At 70.8% G+C, this 19,851-nt stretch carries 16 protein-coding genes; 6 read left to right on the top strand and 10 right to left on the bottom strand.

Annotated elements, in window-relative coordinates:
- Positions 1-44: 44 nt before the first annotated feature.
- Positions 45-1,790: a lysine--tRNA ligase gene (gene lysS / locus ACWGIH_RS16470; protein ID WP_453445900.1), complete on the bottom strand. Its 1,746-nt coding sequence runs from the start codon at positions 1,788-1,790 to the stop codon at positions 45-47.
- Positions 1,791-1,936: 146 nt separating this feature from the next.
- Here lysS and argS point away from each other — a divergent pair, with 146 nt between their 5' ends.
- Positions 1,937-3,709 (top strand): arginine--tRNA ligase, encoded by a 1,773-nt coding sequence (gene argS / locus ACWGIH_RS16465; protein WP_453445902.1) that lies wholly within the window; start codon positions 1,937-1,939, stop codon positions 3,707-3,709.
- On the opposite strand, the gene ACWGIH_RS16460 is transcribed toward argS, so the two are convergent.
- Positions 3,706-4,959, bottom strand: coding sequence for an aminotransferase-like domain-containing protein (locus ACWGIH_RS16460; protein WP_453445903.1), 1,254 nt, complete (start codon positions 4,957-4,959; stop codon positions 3,706-3,708). The two genes, argS and ACWGIH_RS16460, sit on opposite strands and share 4 nt — an antisense overlap.
- Before the next feature lie 127 nt (positions 4,960-5,086).
- Positions 5,087-6,499, bottom strand: coding sequence for a helix-turn-helix domain-containing protein (locus tag ACWGIH_RS16455; protein WP_453445905.1), 1,413 nt, complete (start codon positions 6,497-6,499; stop codon positions 5,087-5,089).
- A 205-nt stretch (positions 6,500-6,704) separates the two neighbouring features.
- On the opposite strand from ACWGIH_RS16455, the gene ACWGIH_RS16450 reads away from it, so the two are divergent.
- Together ACWGIH_RS16450 and ACWGIH_RS16445 are read left to right on the top strand one after the other, a co-directional pair.
- Positions 6,705-7,232: a DUF4232 domain-containing protein gene (locus ACWGIH_RS16450; RefSeq protein WP_453445907.1), complete on the top strand. Its 528-nt coding sequence runs from the start codon at positions 6,705-6,707 to the stop codon at positions 7,230-7,232.
- Between the two features lie 136 nt (positions 7,233-7,368).
- Entirely contained in the window at positions 7,369-8,253 is an 885-nt protein-coding gene (locus tag ACWGIH_RS16445; RefSeq protein ID WP_453445909.1) for an NAD(P)-dependent oxidoreductase, read from the top strand.
- Positions 8,254-8,270: 17 nt separating this feature from the next.
- Here the strand turns inward: ACWGIH_RS16445 and ACWGIH_RS16440 are convergent, their stop codons facing one another.
- The 7 genes from ACWGIH_RS16440 to ACWGIH_RS16410 form a co-directional block, all read right to left on the bottom strand.
- Positions 8,271-9,248: a zinc-binding dehydrogenase gene (locus tag ACWGIH_RS16440; protein WP_453445911.1), complete on the bottom strand. Its 978-nt coding sequence runs from the start codon at positions 9,246-9,248 to the stop codon at positions 8,271-8,273.
- 101 nt (positions 9,249-9,349) lie between these two features.
- Complete coding sequence (gene hemB, locus ACWGIH_RS16435) at positions 9,350-10,339, bottom strand: porphobilinogen synthase (RefSeq protein WP_453445912.1); 990 nt, start codon at positions 10,337-10,339, stop codon at positions 9,350-9,352.
- An 82-nt stretch (positions 10,340-10,421) separates the two neighbouring features.
- Complete coding sequence (locus tag ACWGIH_RS16430; protein WP_453445914.1) at positions 10,422-12,080, bottom strand: uroporphyrinogen-III synthase; 1,659 nt, start codon at positions 12,078-12,080, stop codon at positions 10,422-10,424.
- The gene (hemC, locus tag ACWGIH_RS16425) at positions 12,077-13,036 is read right to left on the bottom strand and encodes a hydroxymethylbilane synthase (protein WP_453445916.1); all 960 of its coding nucleotides are present in this window, start codon (positions 13,034-13,036) and stop codon (positions 12,077-12,079) included. Before hemC ends, ACWGIH_RS16430 begins: the two co-directional genes overlap by 4 nt.
- Complete coding sequence (locus tag ACWGIH_RS16420; protein WP_453445918.1) at positions 13,033-14,769, bottom strand: glutamyl-tRNA reductase; 1,737 nt, start codon at positions 14,767-14,769, stop codon at positions 13,033-13,035. The genes hemC and ACWGIH_RS16420 overlap by 4 nt, the downstream gene beginning before the upstream one ends.
- Positions 14,766-15,521, bottom strand: a complete 756-nt coding sequence (locus ACWGIH_RS16415) for a redox-sensing transcriptional repressor Rex (protein ID WP_453445919.1) — start codon at positions 15,519-15,521, stop codon at positions 14,766-14,768. Before ACWGIH_RS16415 ends, ACWGIH_RS16420 begins: the two co-directional genes overlap by 4 nt.
- A gap of 305 nt (positions 15,522-15,826) precedes the next feature.
- The gene (locus tag ACWGIH_RS16410) at positions 15,827-16,105 is read right to left on the bottom strand and encodes a glutaredoxin family protein (protein ID WP_453445920.1); all 279 of its coding nucleotides are present in this window, start codon (positions 16,103-16,105) and stop codon (positions 15,827-15,829) included.
- Positions 16,106-16,230: 125 nt separating this feature from the next.
- Here ACWGIH_RS16410 and ACWGIH_RS16405 point away from each other — a divergent pair, with 125 nt between their 5' ends.
- The 3 genes from ACWGIH_RS16405 to ACWGIH_RS16395 all read left to right on the top strand — a co-directional run bounded on the left by ACWGIH_RS16405 (position 16,231) and on the right by ACWGIH_RS16395 (position 19,804).
- On the top strand, positions 16,231-17,181 hold the full coding sequence (locus ACWGIH_RS16405; protein WP_453445921.1) for an HAD family hydrolase: 951 nt from the start codon (positions 16,231-16,233) through the stop codon (positions 17,179-17,181).
- Positions 17,182-17,482: 301 nt separating this feature from the next.
- Positions 17,483-18,274, top strand: coding sequence for an ECF subfamily RNA polymerase sigma factor, BldN family (locus tag ACWGIH_RS16400; protein ID WP_160506459.1), 792 nt, complete (start codon positions 17,483-17,485; stop codon positions 18,272-18,274).
- Between the two features lie 288 nt (positions 18,275-18,562).
- A complete protein-coding gene (locus ACWGIH_RS16395) occupies positions 18,563-19,804 on the top strand; it encodes a DUF5667 domain-containing protein (protein WP_453445923.1) in 1,242 nt (413 codons plus the stop codon).
- The last annotated feature ends 47 nt before the right edge of the window (positions 19,805-19,851 follow it).

The following is a 19,851-nucleotide window of genomic DNA, read 5'->3' as shown; positions in this document are numbered from 1 at the left end:
AAATGGGCGCCGCCCCCGAACCCGTACAGCCGAAGCGGCAAGCGTTACGCGCCGAGCAGCTTCCGCACCCGCTCCGCGCCCACGGCGAGCAACAGCGTGGGCAGTCGCGGTCCCGTCTCCCGGGTCACCAGGAGGCGGTACAGGAGGGCGAAGAAGGACCGCTGCGCGACCTTGATCTCCGGCGGGAGCTCCTTGGCCGTCGCGTCCGCGGAGAACCCGGCCTGCACCTTCGGAACCCCGTACACCAGGTGCGTGAGCCCGTCGAGGGACCAGTGCGTGTCCAGGCCCTCCAGGAGCAGCCGCAGCGACTCACGGCCCTCGTCGTCCAGGGAGGAGAGGAGCTCCGCGTCGGGCTCCGCGCGCACGATGGTGCGGGCGTCGGCCGGGACCTGGGTGGTGATCCAGTTCTCGGCGCGGTCGAGCCGCGGCCGCGCCTCGTCCAGGGACGAGATCGGGTCCGAGGGGTCCAGGTCCCGCAGGATGCGCAGGGTCTGGTCCTCGGCGCCGGCCGTGACGTCCGCGACGGACGCGAGCGTCCGGTACGGAAGGGGACGCGGCGTCGACGGCAGCTCACCGGCAGCCGTGCGCACCGCGCGCGAGTGCGCGGCGACGTCGGCGGGCAGCGCGGAGCCGTCGGCGACCTTCGCGTCCAGCTTGTCCCACTCGTCGTAGAGCCGCTGGATCTCCTGGTCGAAGGCGATCTTGAAGGACTGGTTGGGCTTGCGGCGCGCGTACAGCCAGCGCAGGAGCGGCGCCTCCATGATCTTCAGCGCGTCGGCCGGGGTCGGCACGCCGCCCTTGGAGGACGACATCTTCGCCATGCCCGAGATGCCGACGAACGCGTACATCGGCCCGATCGGCTGCACGCCGTCGAAGATCTCGCGCACGATCTGCCCGCCGACCACGAAGGACGACCCGGGGGACGAGTGGTCCACGCCGCTGGGCTCGAAGATGACGCCCTCGTACGCCCAGCGCATGGGCCAGTCGACCTTCCAGACCAGCTTGCCGCGGTTGAACTCGCTCAGGTGGACGGTCTCGCTGTGCCCGCAGTCGGCGCACACGTACGAAAGCTCGGTGCTTTCGTCGTCGTACGACGTGACGGTGGTCAGGTCCTTCTCGCACGCGCCGCAGTACGGCTTGTACGGGAAGTACCCGCTGGTGCCGCCGCTGCCGTCGTCCTCGCTCGCGGCGCCGGAGCCCTCGGCGGCCTCCAGCTCGGCCTCGTCGACCGGCTTCTGCGACTGCTTCTTGCCGGGCGCCTTCTTGGTCCGGTACTGGTCGAGGATCGCGTCGATGTCACCGCGGTGCTTCATGGCGTGCAGGATCTGCTCGCGGTAGACACCCGAGGTGTACTGCTCGGTCTGGCTGATCCCGTCGTACTCGACACCCAGCTCGTCGAGCGCCTCGGTCATGGCCGCCTTGAAGTGCTCGGCCCAGTTCGCGTGCGCGGAACCGGCCGGTGCGGGCACGGAGGTGAGGGGCTTGCCGATGTGCTGGGCCCAGGACTCGTCGACGCCGGGGACGCCGGCCGGGACCTTGCGGTACCGGTCGTAGTCGTCCCAGGAGATCAGGTGCCTGACCTCGTGCCCGCGCCGCCGGATCTCGTCCGCGACCAGGTGCGGGGTCATGACCTCACGGAGGTTGCCCAGGTGAATGGGGCCGGAGGGGGAGAGCCCGGAGGCGACGACGACCGGTTTGCCCGGGGCACGACGCTCCGACTCGGCGATGACCTCGTCCGCGTAGCGGGAGACCCAGTCGGTGGTATCGGTGCTCTGAGCCACGATCGGCACGCCTTTCTGCTTCAACTCTTCTTCTACGTGAGTACCGCTTGTCGGAGTCATTCTCCCAGCTCCACCCGCAACCGCGAAAACCGCTTTTCTCTGCATGGGATACTTGCCGGGTCTATCTGCACCTCGAGGAGAACGGCATCCACTCCATGGCCTCGGTCACGTCCCTCACCGCCTCCGTCCACCAGCGCCTCGCGGACGCCCTCTCGGCTGCCCTGCCGGAGGCCAGCGCCGCCGACCCGCTGCTGCGACGAAGCGACCGGGCCGACTACCAGGCCAACGGGATCCTGGCCCTCGCCAAGAAGGCGAAGGCGAACCCGCGCGAGCTCGCGACGAAGGTCGTGGACGCCCTCCCCGCGGACGACGGCACGATCAAGGATGTCGAGGTCTCGGGCCCCGGCTTCCTGAACGTGACGGTCACCGACAAGGCGATCACCGAGAACCTCGCCGCGCGCGCCGCCGACGGCGAGCGGCTCGGCGTGCCGTACGCCGAGCAGGCGGGCACGACGGTGGTCGACTGGGCCCAGCCGAACGTGGCCAAGGAGATGCACGTCGGCCACCTGCGGAACTCGGTCATCGGCAACTCCGTCGTCAAGATCCTGGAGTTCACCGGCGAGAAGGTGGTCAGCCGCCACCACATCGGCGACTGGGGAACCCAGTTCGGCATGCTCGTGCAGTATCTGATCGAGCACCCGGACGCGCTGGGCCACCAGGCCGCCGACGGGACCGAGCAGGCGGGCGAGGAGGCCATGTCGGGCCTCAACCGCGTCTACAAGGAGTCGAAGGTGCTCTTCGACTCCGACGAGGACTTCAAGACGCGGGCCCGGCGCCGTGTCGTGGACCTCCAGGCGGGCGACCCGGAGACCCTCGCCATCTGGCAGCGGTTCGTGGACGAGTCGAAGGTGTACTTCTACTCGGTCTTCAACAAGCTGGACGTGGAGATCGCCGACGAGGACATCGTCGGTGAGTCGGGCTACAACGACATGCTGGCGGAGACCTGCCGCATCCTTGAGGAGTCCGGCGTCGCGGTCCGGTCGAACGGCGCGCTGTGCGTCTTCTTCGACGACGTGAAGGGCCCGGACGGCAACCCGTCCCCGCTGATCGTCCAGAAGTCCGACGGCGGCTTCGGGTACGCGGCGACGGACCTCTCCGCGATCCGCGACCGCGTCTTCAACCTCAAGGCCGACACCCTCCTGTACGTGGTGGACGCGCGGCAGTCCCTGCACTTCAAGATGGTCTTCGAGACGGCCCGCAGGGCGGGCTGGCTGACGGACGACGTCAAGGCGGTGCAGCTCGGCTTCGGCACCGTGCTCGGCAAGGACGGCAAGCCGTTCAAGACCCGTGAGGGCGAGACCGTACGCCTCATCGACCTGCTCGACGAGGCGATCGACCGTGCGTCGGCCATCGTCCGCGAGAAGGCCCAGGACCTCTCCGAGGAGGAGATCGCCGAGCGCGGCGCCCAGGTGGGCATCGGCGCGGTGAAGTACGCGGACCTGTCGACGTCGGCGGTGCGCGACTACAAGTTCGACCTGGACCAGATGGTGTCGCTGAACGGCGACACGTCCGTGTACCTCCAGTACGCGTACGCCCGTATCCAGTCGATCCTGCGCAAGGCGGGCGACGTACGGCCGCAGGCGCACCCGGAGCTCGAACTGGCCGCCGCCGAGCGGGCGCTTGGCCTGCACGTCGACCAGTTCGCGGAGACGGTCGCCGAGGTCGCCGGTGAGTACGCACCGCACAAGCTGGCCGCGTACCTCTACCAACTGGCGTCGTTCTACACGACGTTCTACGACAAGTGCCCGGTCCTGAAGGCGGACACCCCGGCGCAGGTCGAGAACCGTCTGTTCCTGTGTGACATCACGGCCCGCACCCTGCACCAGGGCATGGCGCTGCTCGGCATCAGGACGCCTGAGCGCCTCTAACCGCGCGGCGTCTCACCGCGCAGCGCGCCGCCCAGTCGGCGCAGTCCCTCGGCGATCTCGTCGGGGGACTGCGTGACGAAGCACATCCGCAGGGTGGTCCGGTCAGGTTCACCCGCGAAGAACGGCGCCCCCGGCACGTACGCCACGTCGTGCCTGACGACCTCGGGGAGCAGCGCGGCGGTGTCGTGGCCGTCGGGGAGCTTGGCCCAGACGAACATGCCGCCTTCCGGCCGGAGCCAGCTGGATCCCTCGGGCAGCGCGTCCCCGATCCCCGCGAGCATCGCGTCCCGGTGCAGGCGGTACTGCCCCGCGACGTGGGCCACGTGTGCGTCGAGGTCGTTGTCCGCCAAGTACCGTGCCGCCGCGAGCTGGTTGACGGTCGGGGTGTGCAGGTCGGCGGCCTGCTTGGCGATGGCGCAGGCCCGCAGCAGCGCGGCGGGGCCACGCAGCCAGCCGAGGCGCAGTCCGGGCGCCATGACCTTGGAGAAGCTGCCGAGCAGGACGGTGCGGTCCTCGGCGCCGGGGTACGAGGCGATCCACGGCACGCGTTCGCCCTCGAAGCGCAGCTCTCCGTACGGGTCGTCCTCGACGATCCACAGTCCGCGCCGCGCGGCGACGGCGGCGACCGCGGCTCGGCGCCCGGCGGGCATGGTGCGGCCGGTGGGGTTCTGGAAGGTGGGGACGGTGTAGAGCAGCTTGGGCCGGTGGAGGGCGACGAGTTCGTCGAGGGCGTCCGGGTCGATCCCGGCCTCGTCGCACGGCACGGGCACGACCCGCGCGCCGGCGAAGCCGAAGGCCTGAAGTGCGGCCAGGTAGCAGGGGCTTTCGACGAGGATGGCCTCACCGGGCTCGATGAGGGCCGTGGCGAGCAGCGAGAGCGCCTGCTGCGATCCGGTGGTGATGACGATGTCGTCGGCGTCGGTCGCGAGCCCGCGCACGGAGAAGCGTGCGGCGATGGCGGACCGCAGGGCGGGCTCGCCCTCGGTCGTGGCGTACTGGAGCGCACGTTCGGGCTGCTCGGTGAGCACTGCCTGGAACGCGGCGGCGATGCCGCCCTTGTCGAAGAGGCCGGGGGCGGGGAGGCCGCCCGCGAAGTTGATGACCTCGGGCCGCGCGGTCACGGCCAGGATGTCCCGTACGGGGGAGCCGCCGACGGAGGCGACGCGGCCCGCGAACTCCGGTACGGGGGCCGGGCCTTGGGCTCTGTCTTCGTCCTGGCCGGTGGGGACGTGCGCGTCGGTGACGGTCATCTGCGGCTCCTTTGTTTTCCGGCAGCGTAAGGATCTGCGTGGCGTTTACAAGCACCATTCCGGGATGCGGACGCCCCGAACGCCCCGGCGGACGGGTCCAGGTAGCCCGGCGGGTCAGGCAGGCGGGTCAGGCAGGCGGGTCCGGCACGTTGTCGTCGTCGCGGTTCGTCTTGGTCCACTTCTTGCTGTTGAGCGAGAACCCGTAGACGGGGCGGCCCTTGTCGCCGCTCGTGGCGAAGGGTTTGCCCGTGTCGTCGATGCGCACCGTGCCGTGCCGGGAGCCGCTCGACCACTCCAGCTCCAAGTACCAGCGTACGTAACGGGTGTTGGCGGTCGCGTTGACGAAGAACGCCTCGGGGTCGCTGGCGCTCACCTTGTAGGGGAAGCCGCTCTCCCCTTCCAGCGGGGTCGGGCGCGGCACCGAGGCGTCCAGGTTGACGGCGAAGGAGCGCTTGGGCACGTTGCCTCCGCAGCCGACGCCGAGATAGCCCATCTTGTAGTTGGTCCAGGCGAGCGGTGCGCTGGTTGTGGCGACGCGGACGTTCAGGGACTCCAGGACGACGGTTCCCTCGCCCTTGCCCTGCACGGTCAGCTTCACGGTCTGGTCCCGTGCGGAGACCGCGCCGTTCGCGGCCACCCAGCCGGCGGCGTCCTGTTCGTTGGGGGGCGGGGAGAGGGTGGCGGGATCCTTGTCGACGAGGTAGGGGTGGCCGCAGGGGTCCTCCCAGTGCTGGGGCTGGGTGGAGACGGTCACCGGAACACCGCTCCGGTCGGCGCCGGTGCCGCCACCGGTCTTGGCGTCGTCTCCGGTGCCGGGGGCCCCGGTCCCGCTCCCGTCGCCCTTGCTTCCCCCGTCCTTCGGTCTGCCGGAGCCCTTCGGCTCCTTGTCCGGCTTGCCCTTCCCGGACTCTTTCCCGGTGGGCGAAGCGGACCCGGTGCCGTCCGGGCCCGGCTGCCGCTCGCCGTGCGGGGCCGGTGAGTCGACGGCGGCAGGGTCGCGGTCACCGCCGCCGGAGGCGGCCTGGACGGCGACGGCGGTGGCGCCGAGGGCGAGAACGACACCCGCGGCGACGAGAACCCGCGCCCGGGGCAGCCGCCTCCCCTCGGTCCTGCCATCGGTGGGGGCGGGGCCGATGACGATGCCGGGGGGCTCGTCGCCTGGGTCGCCGGGGCGGGCGGGGTCAGTGGCGTCGGCGGGGGCCGGGACGGTTCTCGCCGGGTCGGCGGGGGCTGGGACGGCCGCCACCGGCTCGTCGGGCGCCGCGACCGGAGCCGCCCCCGGAAGAGCCTCCTTGCGGTCGCCCCTCGACGCGTCGGCCAGGATCCACCGTCGGTGGAGCTCGACCATCTCTTCCCGCGAGGCCTTGCAGACCCGGGCGAACCGCTCCAACGGAGCGAACTCCGTCGGCACGGCCGCCCCGCTCACATACCGGTGCAGCGTCGACGTCGACACATGCAGCCGCTTGGCCAGCGACCCGTAACTGAGCCCCGACCTCTCCTTCAACTCCCGCAGCAACTCCGCGAGATCGCCCGCCCCCACGCTCTCTCCATCCCATCCATCCGTTCCAGGGAACGGAGTTTCCGCAGATCACAGCCGTACGAACGTCCCGGCGTCCCCCAACTGCCGTCCCACCCTGTCCAACGGGACAGAACCACGCACAAGCTCTGGGTCATACAAGCACGCCGCGACCGGGAGTCCCTCGGCGCGGCTCGCGTCTCCCGCATCACACCGAAAGAGACCAGCCATGCGACTCAGCACCAAGGCCGCCGCCGTTTCCGCGGCCCTCACCGCCGCCCTCTCGTTCACCGCGCTCGGCGCCGCCTCGGCCGCCGCCCCCGCCGCCAAGTCGGCGCCGGTCACCTGCACCGCGGCCACCACGAAGGTCACCGTGCAGCAGGTCGACCGCCCCATCAACCACCTGCTCCTGAAGGCCAAGAACACCGGCACGAAGACGTGTTACGCGTACGGCGCCCCGTTCCTCCGCTTCGACGAGGGCCAGGCCGCCACCCCGTGGCTCGACGCGAGCAAGCCCCAGGCGGTCGTCACCCTGGAGCCGGGTCAGTCGGCGTACGCGGCCATCGGCACGTCCTCCCCCGAGGGCTCGGAAGGTTCCGTGGCCCACAAGCTGGACGTCCACTTCTCCAACCGCGCGATGAACGGCAGTGTGGGCGGCCCGGCGGCGGCGAAGCTCCCGCAGGACGGGGTGTACGTGGACAGCTCGGCGTTCGTCACGTACTGGCAGACGTCGGCGGCTGACGCACTGACCTGGTGACCGGCGGGCAGGCCTGAGGGCAGGGCACACACCTCCCGGTAAGTACGCACAATAAAGTCGGTACTTGTCCGCTTCCCCGGCCATGGGAAGGATCGGAGGTGTTCCCACCCACACCTCCGATCGGAGTACCCCTGCCATGCCCGCACAGCCCGCACAGTCCCCCGTAACCGTCCTGGGCCTCGGCCTCATGGGCACCGCCCTCGCCTCCGCGCTCCTCAAGGCCGGCCACCCCACCACCGTGTGGAACCGCACGGCAGCCAAGACGGGCCCCCTCGCGGCGCAGGGGGCGGCCCCGGCCGAGACGGCGAAGGACGCCATCGAGGCCGCCCCTCTGGTCATCGTCTGCCTCACGACCAACGACAGTGTCCGCAGCCTCCTGGAGCCCGAGGCAGCCGCCCTCAAGGGCCGCACCCTCGTGAACCTCACGAACGGAACGCCTTCCCAGGCAAGGGAGTTGGCGGCATGGGCCGAGGCGCACGGCATCGCGTACATCGACGGCGGCATCATGGCCGTCCCCCAGATGATCGCGACGCCCGCCGCGTACATCCTCTACAGCGGCACCGACGAGGCCGCCTTCGCGGCACACCGCGAAACCCTGACCGCGCTGGCCGAGGCCAAGTGGGTCGGCAAGGACCCCGGCCTCGCCGCCCTCCACGACCTCGCCCTGCTCACCGGCATGTACGGCATGGCGGCGGGCGTCGCGCAGGCCTTCGCGCTGATCGGCAGCGAGGGCATCCCGGCCCGGGAGTTCGCGCCACTGCTGAGGGACTGGGTCGCGGCGATGACGGACGCGATCGTGCCGGAGACAGCCGACGCGGTCGACACCGGTCAGCACCTCACCGACGTGTCCAACCTCGCCATGAACCGCGAGGCGTTCCCCAACTTCCTGCAGGCGTACGCCGAGCAGGGCCTGCGGACCGACCTCTTCGAGCCCTTCCAGGGCCTCCTGGACCGCGCCGTCGACGAGGGGTACGGCGCCGACGGCCTGTCCCGTCTGGTGACCCTGGTCAAGCAGGGCTAGGCGCCCGGCCGGCGGCCCTACGGGACCAGTACGACCTTCCCGGTCGTCTGCCGGCGCTCCATGGCCGCGTGGGCCTGTGCGGCCTGCGCCAGCGGGAACGTCTGCACCGCGGGCACCAACTCGCCCTTGGCGGCGGCCTCAAGAGCCCGCCGCTGCTGGTCGGGGCCGTCCTCGGGACGCTCGAGCAGCCGCATCAGCGCGTTGGTGACGGTGATGCCCCGCTGCTCCACCACACCCGCGTCCGGCTCGAACCCTTCCTGCGAGGACCAGCCGATGACCACGTACCGCCCGCCCCGGCCGATGAGCCCGAACGCGGCGGCGGACTTCTCACCGCCCACCCCGTCGAGCACGACGCTCACCTCACGCCCGTCGAGGCGCTCCCGCACGAGGTCCGCCCAGCCGGCCTCGTTGTAGTCGACGGCGAGGTCGGCACCGAGTTCCCAGACCGCCTCGACCTTGTCGGCCCCGCCCGCGGCGCCGATCACCACCGCCCCCACGGACAGGGCGTACTGCACCACGAGCCGTCCGACGCCACCGGCGGCGGACGTCACAAGGACCACGTCGTCGGAGGTGAGCCGAGCGGCGTCCAGCAGTCCCATGGTCGTCGCCCCGGTCATCACCATGGTCACCGCGGCCTCGAACCCGAGACCGTCCGGCACCTCGTGCAGCTGGGCGAGCTCGGCCACCGTGAGCTCGGCGTACCCGCCGGGCGCACTGCGCGGGGTCACGACGGACCGGCCGAGCCATGCGGGGTCCACGCCGGGGCCGACCGCGTCGACGACTCCGGCGGCCTCCCCGCCGAAGACGGCGGGGAGTTCGGGCAGCGGCGGCGCCATGTCACTGGCGTCGCCACGCCGCATGACGGTCTCGACGAAGTGGACTCCCGCCGCGCGTACGGCGATCCGTACCTGGCCCGGCCCCGCGACGGGGTCGGGCAACGTCTCGTACGTCAGGTTCTCGGCAGGACCGAACTCATGCAGTACAACGGCGCGCATACGTCCTCCTCAGAACGTCGACGGCCCGTCGTTCGGAACGTCGATGCACACCACCCTGCTACCTCAATCAAGCTTGAGGTCAAGCCGGTCTCAGAGCTGCCTCAGAGCTGCCGCGCCACCTCGGTGGCCCAGTACGTGAGGATCATGTTGGCGCCGGCTCGCTTGATCCCCGTCAGGGACTCCATGATCGCCCGGTCCCGGTCGATCCAGCCGCGCTCGGCGGCGGCCTCGATCATCGAGTACTCACCGGAGATCTGGTACGCGGCGACCGGCACGTCCACGGTGCCCGCGACCTTCGCCAGGATGTCGAGGTAGGGCCCGGCGGGCTTCACCATCACCATGTCGGCGCCCTCTTCGAGGTCGAGCGCCAGCTCGCGCAGGGACTCACGGGTGTTGGCCGGGTCCTGCTGGTAGGTCTTGCGGTCGCCGCTGAGCGACGAACCGACGGCCTCGCGGAAGGGGCCGTAGAACGCCGACGAGTACTTGACCGCGTAGGCCAGGATGGAGACGTCCTCGTGGCCGACCTGGTCCAACGCGTCGCGGATGACGCCGACCTGACCGTCCATCATGCCGCTCGGCCCCACGACGTGGGCGCCCGCGTCGGCCTGGACCTGCGCCATCTCCGCGTACCGCTCGAGGGTGGCGTCGTTGTCGACACGGCCCTCGGCGTCCAGGACACCGCAGTGACCGTGGTCGGTGAACTCGTCGAGGCACAGGTCGGACATGACGATGAGGTCGTCGCCGACCTCGGCCCGCACGTCGCGCAGGGCGACCTGGAGGATCCCGTCCGGGTCGGTGCCGACGGTCCCGGCGCCGTCCTTCTTCTCCTCCTCGGGCACCCCGAAGAGCATGATCCCGGAGACCCCGGCCTCCACCGCCTCGACCGCGGCCTTCCGCAGGCTGTCGCGGGTGTGCTGCACGACGCCGGGCATCGCGCCGATCTCCACGGGGGCGCTGATCCCCTCGCGCACGAACGCGGGGAGGATCAGGTCGGCCGGGTGCAGCCGCGTCTCCGCGACCATGCGCCGCATGGCGGGGGTGGTCCGCAGCCGACGGGGCCGGGCCCCGGGGAACGATCCGTACTTGGTCACTGTCTCTCTCACCTCACGAAAAGATTCCGGCCCCGGCTGAAGGATCTCAGCCGGGGCCAGGGGTATGCACGGCCCGGAAGCCTCAGGGCGCCGTACGCCGCCTACGGGAACCAGGCCGCCGCTCGCTGGGCCTGGTGACGGGGTCCCCCGCGTCGAGCGCGGCCATCCGGCGCCGGGTCCCGAACTCGGCGAGCGCCGCCGCCAGCTTGTGCACGGACGGCTCCGGAGCCATCACGTCGACCCGGAGCCCGTGCTCCTCCGCGGTCTTGGCGGTGGCGGGGCCGATGCACGCGATGACGGTCACGTTGTGCGGCTTGCCGGCGATGCCGACGAGGTTGCGCACGGTCGAGGAGGACGTGAAGAGCACGGCGTCGAAGCCGCCGCCCTTGATCGCCTCACGCGTGTCCGCCGGGGGCGGCGACGCGCGCACCGTCCGGTAGGCGGTGACGTCGTCGACCTCCCACCCGAGATCGATGAGACCGGCGACCAGCGTCTCCGTGGCGATGTCGGCGCGCGGCAGGAAGACGCGGTCGATCGGGTCGAAGACCGGGTCGTACGGCGGCCAGTCCTCCAGGAGACCGGCGGCCGACTGCTCGCCGCTGGGCACGAGGTCGGGCTTCACGCCGAAGGCGATCAGCGCCGCGGCCGTCTGCTCGCCGACCGCCGCGACCTTGATCCCGGCGAAGGCGCGCGCGTCGAGCCCGTACTCCTCGAACTTCTCGCGCACGGCCTTGACCGCGTTGACCGAGGTGAAGGCGATCCACTCGTAGCGACCGGTGACCAGGCCCTTGACCGCGCGCTCCATCTGCTGGGGCGTGCGGGGCGGCTCGACGGCGATGGTCGGCACCTCGTGCGGCACCGCTCCGTAGGACCGCAACTGGTCGGAGAGCGACGCCGACTGCTCCTTGGTGCGCGGGACGAGCACGCGCCACCCGAAGAGCGGCTTCGACTCGAACCACGACAGCTGATCGCGCTGGGCGGCGGCGGACCGCTCGCCGACGACGGCTATGACGGGCTGGCCTCCGTCGGGCGAGGGCAGCACCTTCGCCTGCTTGAGGACCTGGGCGATGGTGCCCAGGGTCGCCTGCCAGGTGCGCTGGCGCGTCGTCGTGCCGGCGACGGTCACCGTCAGCGGGGTGTCCGGCTTGCGCCCGGACGACACCAGCTCACCGGCGGTCGCGGCCACGGAGTCCAGGGAGGTCGACACGACGAGGGTCCCGTCGGACGCGCCCACCTCGCTCCAGCAGCGGTCGGACGCGGTGCGCGCGTCGACGAAACGTACGTCCGTGCCCTGCGCGTCGCGCAGCGGAACACCCGCGTAGGCGGGTACACCGACCGCCGCCGCGATGCCGGGCACGACCTCGAAGGCGATGCCCTCGGCGGCGCAGGCGAGCATCTCCTCGGCCGCGTAGGTGTCGAGGCCGACGTCGCCGCTGACGGCACGTACGACCCGCTTGCCGCCCCTCGCTGCCTCCATGACAAGATTGGTGGCGGCTCGCGAAGACGACGCTTCGGTGATCGCTGACGCGTCGTCAACTACCCCTGGCTGAGGTGTGTCCACACCTCCCCTGGCATGCGCGGAGACGACGTCGAGCACATCGGGCTCGGCGACCAGTACGTCCGCTCGGGCCAGCGCCTCTACGGCGCGTAGCGTAAGTAGTCCCGGATCTCCGGGTCCGGCACCCAGGAAGGTGACGTGCCCGTGTGCGGGAAGGCCGGGAAGGTTCGAGGTGGGGCTCAAAGTGCTCGCTCCCCCATCAGACCGGCCGCGCCCTTGGCAAGCATCTCGGCAGCGAGTTCGCGACCGAGCGCCAAGGCTTGGTCATGCGTCTCGGGCACGGGACCGGTGGTGGACAGCTGCACCAGCGTCGAGCCGTCGGTTGCCCCGACGACGCCGCGCAGGCGCATTTCCTTGACAATCTGCCCGTCGGCCAGCAGGTCGGCCAACGCACCCACAGGTGCGCTGCAGCCGGCCTCCAGGGCGGCGAGCAGGGATCGCTCGGCGGTCACGGCGGCCCGGGTGTACGGGTCGTCGAGCTCGGCGAGCGCGGCGGTCAGTGACGCGTCGGACGCGGCACATTCGATCGCCAGTGCCCCCTGGCCGGGGGCGGGCAGAACTGTGTCGACCGACAGGAAGTCGGTCACCTCGTCGATCCTGCCGACGCGGTGGAGCCCGGCGGCGGCGAGTACGACGGCGTCGAGCTCGCCCTTGTGCACGAACCCGATGCGGGTGTCGATGTTGCCGCGGATCGGCACGGTCTCTATCGCGAGCCCGTGGTTGCGGGCGTAGGCGTTGAGCTGCGCCATGCGGCGGGGCGAGCCGGTGCCGATGCGCGCGCCGCTCGGCAGCTCCTCGAAGGTCATCCCGTCCCGCGCGATGAGCACGTCGCGGGGGTCCTCGCGCAGCGGGACGGCGGCCAGGGCCAGGTCGTCCGGCTGCGTAGTCGGCAGGTCCTTCAGCGAGTGGACGGCGAAGTCGACCTCGCCGGCGAGCAGCGCGTCACGCAGGGCGGTCACGAAGACGCCGGTGCCGCCGATCTGTGCCAGGTGCTCACGGGACGTGTCGCCGTACGTCGTGATCTCCACGAGCTCCACGGGTCGGCCCGTCAACTGACTCACTGTGTCGGCCACTTGCCCGGACTGGGCCATGGCCAGCTTGCTGCGCCGTGTCCCGAGCCTCAATGCCCTCTCGGTCATGCCCGGCCTCGATTCGGATCTGTTTGCGTTGCGTTCTGATCGGTGGATTCGTTGACCTTGTCGGCCCTGCTGACGGCGGCGACCGTCTGCGGGTCGAGGTCGAAGAGGGTGCGCAGCGCGTCCGCGTACCCGGCGCCGCCGGGCTCGCTCGCCAGTTGCTTGACGCGCACGGTGGGCGCGTGGAGCAGCTTGTCGACGACGCGGCGGACGGTCTGGGTGATCTCCGCGCGCTCCTTCTCGGGAAGCCCGGGGAGCCGTCCGTCGAGCCGTGCGATCTCGTTCGCGACGACGTCGGCGGCCATGGTGCGCAGGGCGACCACGGTCGGCGTGATGTGCGCGGCCCGCTGCGCGGCGCCGAAGGCGGCGACCTCGTCGGAGACGATCGCCCGGACCTGCTCCACATCGTCGGCCATGGGGGCGTCGGCGGAGGCGTCGGCGAGCGACTCGATGTCGACGAGGCGTACGCCGTCGATGCGGTGCACGGCGCCGTCGATGTCGCGGGGCATGGCCAGGTCGAGCAGGGCGAGCAGGACGTTGCCGGTCTCGACGAGCGAGGGGCGGCGGCGGTGCTCGGGAATGCGTCCGCCCGCGGCCACGGCCGCGGCGAGCGCGCTGATGGTGTCGGCCTCGCTCTGCGGGTCGTCGCGGCGCTCGGCGGGCGCGTTGTCCACCCAGGCGGCGTGCTGTTCGAGCGTGGCGGCGTCCATCCCGGCGACGGCTTCCTCGCCCATGACGGAGAACCCGACCCCGCGGGGCACGGTCGCCCCGTCGCCGGAGAGTCCGAGCGGGCAGGCCTCGTCGGTGCCGCCGGCGGCGTCGTGCGGGGCGGAGGGGGCCGAGGACGCGGGCAGGTGCGGGGCGCCCACGGTGACGGGCGCCGCGACGGGCGCTCCGGTGCGGTCGGCCACGCCTGCCGCGACGGCTTCCGCGGTCAGGACGAGCCCCGTGGCGCCGGTGCAGGAGACCGCGACATCTGCACGTGTCAGTTCGGCCGCCACCTGGTCCATCGGCACGGCGCGCGCGATGGTGCCCGTGCCGCCCTCGGCGAGGATCTCCGCGAGGCGGTGCGCCCGGTCAAGGGTGCGGTTGGCGACGACGACCTCGTGGACACCGGCGCGCGCGAGCGTCGCGGCGGCGAGCGAGGACATGGAGCCGGCGCCGATGACCAGGGCGCGCTTGCCCTTGGCCCAGGTCTCGACCGGCTCGCGCCCGGCGAGCTGTTCGAGGCCGAAGGTCACGAGCGACTGCCCGGCCCGGTCGATGCCGGTCTCCGAGTGCGCGCGCTTGCCGACCCGCAGGGCCTGCTGGAAGAGGTCGTTGAGGAGGCGGCCCGCGGTGTGCAGCTCCTGGGAGCGGGCGAGGGCGTCCTTGATCTGACCGAGGATCTGCCCCTCGCCGACGACCATCGAGTCCAGGCCGCAGGCCACCGAGAACAGGTGGTGGACGGCTCGGTCCTCGTAGTGGACGTAGAGATAAGGGGTGAGCTCTTCCAGACCCACGCCGCTGTGCTGCGCGAGCAGGGTCGACAGCTCGGCGACGCCCGCGTGGAACTTGTCCACGTCGGCGTACAGCTCGATGCGGTTGCAGGTGGCGAGTACGGCCGCTTCGGCGGCGGGCTCGGCGGCGAGCGTGTCCTGCAGGAGCTTGGACTGCGCGTCCACGTTGAGCGCGGCCCGCTCCAGGACGCTCACCGGAGCGCTGCGGTGGCTCAGCCCCACGACGAGGAGACTCATGCCGGCATCACGGCGGGGACGTCCCCGTCGGGTCCTTTGCGCTGCTGCTTGGTGGCGGCGGGCGCCGCGGTCCCGTCGGCCGCGGCTTCCTCGCCGGCCTTGCGCTGCTCGTGGAAGGCGAGGATCTGCAGCTCGATGGAGAGGTCCACCTTGCGTACGTCGACGCCGTCGGGCACGGAGAGAACGGTGGGCGCGAAGTTCAGGATCGAGGTCACACCGGCGGCGACGAGCCGCTCGCAGACCTGCTGGGCGGCGCCCGCCGGGGTGGAGATGACGCCGATGGAGACGCCATTGTCGCTGATGATCTTTTCGAGGTCGTCCGTGTGCTGGACCGGCATGCCCGCCACGGGCGTGCCCGCCATGGCCGGGTCGGCGTCGATCAGCGCGGCGACACGGAAGCCGCGCGAGGCGAACCCGCCGTAATTGGCAAGGGCCGCACCGAGGTTACCGATGCCGACGATCACGACGGGCCAGTCCTGGGTCAGGCCGAGCTCGCGTGAGATCTGGTAGACGAGGTACTCGACGTCGTAGCCGACGCCGCGCGTCCCGTAGGAGCCGAGGTAGGAGAAGTCCTTGCGCAGCTTCGCGGAGTTGACCCCCGCGGCGGCCGCGAGCTCCTCGGAGGAGACCGTGGGCACCGAGCGCTCCGACAGAGCGGTGAGGGCTCGGAGGTACAGCGGAAGCCTGGCGACGGTGGCCTCGGGAATCCCTCGGCTGCGGGTCGCCGGTCGGTGAGTTCGGCCAGTTGCCACGGTGCTCCTGCGGGTAGAGCGGGGCTGCAGGCGGTCACACGTCCCCAGACCGCCCCGTCGAAAGCAGGCTATGTCTTTGTGAACGCGTGCACAAAGATGGTGTCCGATTTGCCCGGCTAACGTGACCGGGGTCACGCGCCCCTGGCGCCCTGCGCGGGAACCGGCGCACATGAGGCCGCGGTGCTCATTTGATGGGGGCAAAACCGCACACTCTCCTCACGATCATCGCCCCCGAGACCAAAACCGCCCACGATCCTAAGGGACCATTCGGGCCGTTTGGACTCGTCGGTCAGTGACGATTCGGACTACGGAGCGAGCTCGCGCCGCAGTCGGTCCTCGTTCACGCGCCAGAAGGTGTGCTGCTCACCATCGACCAGAACCACCGGGATCTGTTCCCAGTAGGCCTTGTTGAGCTCTTCGTCCTGCGTGATGTCCTTCTTCTCCCATACGACTCCCAGCTCGCCGCAGACCTTCTCGATCACCAGCTGTGCTTCATCGCACAGATGGCAGCCGGGCTTTCCGATCAGGGTGACCGTCCGGTCCTGGGGCTTCTTCTTCTCCGTACGGCGAAAAATCGGGCTCATGACACCATTCTCGCCCCGCCGACGCGCCGCGCGGGCCACCTCTTTAACGGTGCGGTCGCGCAGAGTTCACGGCACCGAATCCTGCCGACTCCGGAAGGGCCGAACGAACTAGCTATGCTCACGACATGGCCGCTCTCGGATGGCTCACCCCCCGTAGGCGCTCCGCCACCGCGCGGAGCGTGTTGGCAGGCGAGGCCTCGGCTGAGGCAGCGCGCAAGACCTCCCAGGAGCTGGAGGCCCTCGACGATCTCGTCGCGGCCACCTCGCCGGAGGAACCCGAGGAGCCGGAGTTCCCGGTCTTCGGCGACGACAAGGCCGCCGCCTTCTTCGACCTCGACAACACCGTCATGCAGGGCGCCGCGATCTTCCACTTCGGCCGCGGCCTCTACAAGCGGAAGTTCTTCGAGCGCCAGGAGCTGGCCCGATTCGCCTGGCAGCAGGCATGGTTCAGGCTCGCGGGCGTCGAGGACCCCGAGCACATGCAGGACGCCCGCGACAGCGCGCTCTCCATCGTCAAGGGCCACCGTGTCGCCGAGCTGATGTCCATCGGCGAGGAGATCTACGACGAGTACATGGCCGAGCGCATCTGGCCCGGCACCCGCGCCCTGGCCCAGGCCCACCTGGACGCGGGCCAGAAGGTCTGGCTGGTCACGGCCGCCCCGGTGGAGACGGCCACGATCATCGCCCGCCGCCTCGGCCTGACCGGCGCGCTCGGCACGGTCGCCGAGTCCGTGGACGGTGTCTATACGGGAAAGCTCGTCGGCGAGCCCCTGCACGGCCCCGCGAAGGCGGAGGCGGTGCGCGCGCTCGCGTCGGCCGAGGGCCTGGACCTGGCCCGCTGCGCCGCGTACAGCGATTCGCACAACGACATCCCGATGCTCTCGCTCGTCGGGCATCCGTACGCGATCAATCCCGACGCCAAGCTGCGCAAGCACGCGCGTGAGCGGGACTGGCGTCTGCGGGACTACCGCACCGGCCGCAAGGCCGCCAAGGTCGGCATCCCGGCCGCCGCCGGAGTCGGCGCCATCGCAGGTGGGACGGCCGCGGCCATCGCCCTGCACCGCCGCCGCCACTGAGCATTCTCTCGGTCATACCCCGCCCGGGCTCCCGCCAGTCACGTTGGTAGCACTCGGCCACAACACGCCCCGCGCTTAGACGGAATGTGACCTATTTCGATCAACAACCGGTCACTGTGCGCTACTTGAACGGGCGAAGACCGATAACAGAAGCGACGTAATCGGTGATTTGAGCAACTGGGTGTAGTGCCGCCTGTACGAAGCGTTATTCTCCTCAGACGCATTACGGACCCCACACGTCGCTACGACGGGTGAACGGTTCCGCACTGCACGTGATGGAAGCTCTGCCTCTGGGAGTCCCGTGTACCCACACGTCGGGGTTGACGCCTCGGGCCTGGCTACGCTGCGCGCAACGGTCGCCGACCGCTTGCGCGGCTTCGTCCCCACCGCGTACGCCGGCCCCGCCGTCCCCGCATTTGCCGTCCCCACACCCGCCGGGCCCGTCTATGCCCTGGCGGACAGCGGCGCGGCGGTCAGCAGACGGGCTCGTTCCGCCTCTGCCGCCACCTCAACCCCCACCCCCCGCCGTCCCGCCGCGGACAGCGACAGCGCCCGCATGATGGACCTCGTCGAACGCGCCCAGGCGGGCGAGTCCGACGCCTTCGGCCGTCTCTACGACCAGTACAGCGACACGGTCTACCGCTACATCTACTACCGAGTCGGCGGCAAGGCGACCGCCGAGGACCTCACCAGCGAGACCTTTCTGCGCGCCCTGCGCCGCATCAGCACCTTCACCTGGCAGGGCCGTGACTTCGGCGCCTGGCTCGTCACCATCGCTCGCAACCTGGTCGCCGACCACTTCAAATCGAGCCGTTTCCGCCTCGAAGTGACCACAGGCGAAATGCTCGACGCCAATGAGGTCGAGCGCAGCCCCGAGGACTCCGTCCTGGAGTCCCTCTCCAACGCCGCACTGCTGGACGCCGTGCGCCGCCTCAACCCCCAGCAGCAGGAGTGCGTGACCCTGCGCTTCCTGCAGGGCCTCTCGGTCGCCGAGACCGCTCGGGTGATGGGCAAGAACGAGGGTGCGATCAAGACCCTCCAGTACCGCGCCGTCCGCACCCTGGCCCGGCTGCTGCCCGACGACGTGCGCTAGCGCCGCGCGCCGTCCGTAGCCGTCCATAGCCGCCCACTGGCCCTCTGTGACCGTGCGGAGTGCTCAACTCACGCTCCGTGGCGGCCAGATGGCCGTCACGGAATTGGGGCGGTCCGATCATCCTCCGTCCGTAACCCAAGTGCCGCGACGCTCGTTGTGCGGGATGCAGGCTCCCTGTGGTCGCCCCCTGACTACCTCCGCTCACTCTTTCGTGTGGAAGTGTTCAGGTCGGGCAACCCTCAGGACCCCCTGGGGAGTCGACCGTCATGACGAGAGGAGGTGCCGCCAGTGATCGCGAACGTATCGGCACACCGGCGGGCGAACGCCTTCGCCCAGGCCCTGGAGGAGCAATCCGACCAGGGCCCGGCGGCCGAGCAGTCCGAAGGTTCCGTCACACCCGATTCCGGGCCGTCCGAAGCGACGGCCCCGGACAGGATGCTGACCCTGGCGACCGGCCTCGGCGAGCTGCCGAAGCCGGAGCTGGATCCCGAGGTCAAAGTGGTCCAGCGGGCCCAGCTCGTAGCTGCCATGGAGGCCATGCTCCTTGAGGGCACGGCCGCGGGCGGTGGGACCATCGGCACCTCGGTGCCCGAACAGCGGTCCCGCAAGGGTGCCCACCGGGCCACGGGACTGCGCAAACTGAAGCCACGCTCCCGGCTGTCGCAAGGCATCGCCGCGGGCGGGCTCACCGTCGGCGTGGCCGCCGGCGCGTTCAGCGGGGTGGCCGCGGCCAGCTCCGACGCACTGCCGGGCGATTCGCTGTACGGCTTGAAGCGCGGCATGGAGGACCTCAAGCTCGGCATGGCCGACGGCGACAGCGACAAGGGCGGGGTCTATCTCGACCACGCCTCGACGCGGTTGAACGAAGCCCGCCGGCTGATGGAGCGCGGCCGCAGCGGCGACCTCGACCACGAGTCCCTCGGCGAGATCAGGCGGGCCCTCTCCGGCATGCGGCACGACGCCACGGAAGGCCACCGCCTGCTGCACCAGGCGTACGAGAGGGATGGCTCGCTCGGCCACATCCAGACCCTGTCCGCCTTCACCGAATCGCACCGCAGGAGTTGGAGCGACCTGCAGAGCAGGCTGCCCGTCCAGCTCGGTGACGTGGGCGACCAGGTCAGCTCGGTGTTCGACGCGATGGACCAGGAAGTGGACCCCCTCCGCTCCCTCCTCCCCCGCACCCCGGACAAGAGCGACGCCCCCGGGCAGCCGAGCCAGGGGGGCTCCTCCGGCTCCTCGGCTCCGGACAGCCCCTCGGCCCCGGACTCCGCCCCGCGGGACGGAGCGAGCACCGACAAGCGCGAGCCCCGCCCGTCGGCACCGGACAAGGGCGAGGACGACGGTCTGCTGGGCGGCAACACGGGAGGCCTCCTGGATCCCCCGGAGTCCGACACCACCCCGAGCAGCCCGTCGAACGGCGACTCGCCCACCAAGGAGAAGCCCCCGTCGGCCAAGCCGGACGTCACGGTCCCGCCGATCCTTCCCGGCCTGCTGCCGGGCCTGGGGATCGACGAGGAGGACGCGAAGTAGTACACGTGAACGCCGGACGGGCTGGACCCCACGAAGGGGTCCAGCCC

Source organism: Streptomyces sp. NPDC054872, from assembly GCF_053610705.1.
Note: the sequence above shows the minus strand (reverse complement) of the source record. Positions and strands in the feature narration are given on the sequence as shown.

Excerpts from the sequence above, each read along its gene's own strand:
- argS (WP_453445902.1), top strand. The coding sequence starts at position 1,937 with ATGGCCTCGGTCACGTCCCTCACCGCCTCCGTCCACCAGCGCCTCGCG.
- ACWGIH_RS16450 (WP_453445907.1), top strand. The coding sequence starts at position 6,705 with ATGCGACTCAGCACCAAGGCCGCCGCCGTTTCCGCGGCCCTCACCGCC.
- ACWGIH_RS16460 (WP_453445903.1), bottom strand. The coding sequence starts at position 4,959 with ATGACCGTCACCGACGCGCACGTCCCCACCGGCCAGGACGAAGACAGA.
- hemC (WP_453445916.1), bottom strand. The coding sequence starts at position 13,036 with ATGACCGAGAGGGCATTGAGGCTCGGGACACGGCGCAGCAAGCTGGCC.
- ACWGIH_RS16440 (WP_453445911.1), bottom strand. The coding sequence starts at position 9,248 with ATGCGCGCCGTTGTACTGCATGAGTTCGGTCCTGCCGAGAACCTGACG.
- ACWGIH_RS16405 (WP_453445921.1), top strand. The coding sequence starts at position 16,231 with ATGGCCGCTCTCGGATGGCTCACCCCCCGTAGGCGCTCCGCCACCGCG.
- ACWGIH_RS16420 (WP_453445918.1), bottom strand. The coding sequence starts at position 14,769 with ATGAGTCTCCTCGTCGTGGGGCTGAGCCACCGCAGCGCTCCGGTGAGC.
- ACWGIH_RS16445 (WP_453445909.1), top strand. The coding sequence starts at position 7,369 with ATGCCCGCACAGCCCGCACAGTCCCCCGTAACCGTCCTGGGCCTCGGC.
- ACWGIH_RS16410 (WP_453445920.1), bottom strand. The coding sequence starts at position 16,105 with ATGAGCCCGATTTTTCGCCGTACGGAGAAGAAGAAGCCCCAGGACCGG.